A 2,301-nucleotide genomic window follows, 5' to 3' on the forward strand; every position below is an offset into this window, starting at 1 on the left:
GACTCCCCCGCCGCGCGGGCCCGTGCGCTCACCGCACCCGCCGACCCGGCCGGGCCCGAGCAACCCGCACCGGCCGAACAGCAGGCCGAGACCCCACCGGACCCGAAGGCGAAGCGCCGGAAACGGATCCGGTTGCTGTCCGCGTTCGGGCTCGCGGTGGTCCTGCTCGCGGCCGCGGGGCTGGCCACCCGCTACTTCGTGCTCGGCCAGTACTACGTCGGCGCGGACGACGGCGAGGTCGTGATCCATCAGGGTGTTCCCGGCAGCATCCTCGGCTTCGACCTGCACCGCCGGGCGGAAGGGTCCTGCCCCCCGGAGGCCTCGCTGTGCGATCCACTGCGCCTGCGGGACCTCGAACAGCACGCCCGGGAGGCCGTGCGCAACGGTGTCAACCGGGAGAACCTCGACGAGTCGCGCTCGTACATCAATTCGCTGCGCCGCAACAACATGCTCGAACCGTGCGACGACACGTCCGGGTCGATCCAGGGCGGCGGATTCGGCGGTGTGGAGCAGGGCGGTGGCACCGACCAGGATCCCACGGGACCGGACTCCACCGAGCGGAATTCCGCCGGACAGACCTCCGTACCCGCCACGGGTGGGGACGCCGGCTCCACAGGGAACGCCGGCTCCACAGGGAACGCCGACACGGATCCGACCGGAACGGGCGCGGAACGGCACGAGGGTGGTCAGCGGCCGGGGGTGGACTGCCGTCCGGTGCCCGACTCGGGCGGTAACTGATGGCGGCACCCGCGGCGAACTCCGGTGCGGCGGCCCAGTACACGACCAACCCGCCGCGTGAGCTGCCGACCCGGCGTGGCACCGAACTGGGACTGCTCGCCTTCGCGGCGGTCATCGTCACCTCGGCGTTCGTGCTGGTGCAGGCCAACCAGGAGCAGGAGCTGTCCTGGTCGGTGGTCTGGTACGGCCTCGCCTACCTCGCGATCTTCGCCGTGGCGCACCTGGCGGTACGCCGGTGGGCCACCTACGCGGACCCGCTGATCCTCCCGTGCGTCGCGCTGCTCAACGGGCTCGGCCTGGTGATGATCTACCGGATCGACCTCGCCGAGGCACAGCAGGCGCTGGCGGCCGGGGAGGAACCCGCGAGCAACGCCCCCGACCAGGTGCTGTACACGGTGATAGCACTGGCGCTGTTCCTGGCACTGTTGGTGATCGTCTCGGACCACCGCACGTTGACCCGCTACGCCTACATCTCCGGGCTCATCGGCCTCGTCGCACTGGCCCTTCCCGCCGTGCTGCCGAGTTCGCTCTCCGAGGCCAACGGCGCGAAGGTGTGGCTGAAACTGCCCGGCTTCTCCATCCAGCCCGGCGAGTTCGCCAAGATCCTCCTGATGATCTTCTTCGCGTCGTTCCTGGTGTCCAAACGGGACCTGTTCATGACGGCGGGCAAGCGGATCGCCGGGGTCGAACTGCCCCGGGCCCGCGACCTGGGGCCGATCATCATCGCCGCGCTGGCCTGTCTCGGCATCCTCGTGTTCGAGAAGGATCTCGGCACCGCGCTGCTGTTCTTCGGCATCGTGCTGATGATGCTCTACGTCGCCACCGAGCGGATCATCTGGGTGATCCTCGGTCTGAGCATGTTCGCCGGCGGCGGAGTGATCGCCTACTCGCTGTTCACCCACGTGCAGCAGCGCATCGCGAACTGGATCGACCCCCTGGCCACGTACGACGAGGCCGGTGGTGGGTACCAGATCGCGCAGGCCCTGTTCGGACTCGCCACCGGCGGCATGCTCGGCACCGGGCTCGGATCCGGACGACCGGACACCGTTCCGGAGGCGCACACGGACTTCATCATCGCCGCCATCGGTGAGGAGTTGGGGCTCGTGGGCCTCACGGCGACGCTGATGGTGTACCTCCTGCTGGCGATGCGGGGTATGCGCAGTGCGCTGGCCGTGCGAGACACATTCGGCAAGCTGCTCGGCGGCGGGTTGTCCTTCGCGATCGTCATGCAGGTCTTCGTCATCGTCGGCGGGGTCACCAAGCTCATCCCGATGACCGGTGTGACCACGCCGTTCATGTCGGCGGGCGGATCATCCCTGCTGGCCAACTACATTCTGGTCGCGTTGCTGCTGCGGATCTCGGACGCGGCCCGGCGTCCCCAGCAGCCTCCGAAGCCGAAGCCGCAGGTCCAGCAGGCGCCGCTGGCCGACGCCCACACGGTCATGGTTCAACGTCCCGGTGGCGACGGGGCCGCGCCCGACCCGCACGGACCGGGAGACGGCGAGGTCACCCCTGCCCCGGGACCCGCACCCGCACCGGGACCCGCACCCGCGTCGGGCGACG

At 69.8% G+C, this 2,301-nt stretch carries 1 protein-coding gene and 1 pseudogene; both read left to right on the plus strand.

The genetic code is table 11. The features are described from left to right. Nucleotides 1-738 (plus strand): annotated as a pseudogene (locus tag SACHA_RS25255) (protein phosphatase); the annotation flags it as partial. Further along, nucleotides 738-2,301 (plus strand): FtsW/RodA/SpoVE family cell cycle protein (locus SACHA_RS21385; protein WP_019809413.1); only part of this gene is annotated, 1,564 nt, incomplete at its 3' end. The pseudogene SACHA_RS25255 and the gene SACHA_RS21385, both read left to right, overlap by 1 nt.

Source organism: Saccharomonospora halophila 8, assembly GCF_000383775.1.
Taxonomy (GTDB): domain Bacteria; phylum Actinomycetota; class Actinomycetes; order Mycobacteriales; family Pseudonocardiaceae; genus Saccharomonospora; species Saccharomonospora halophila.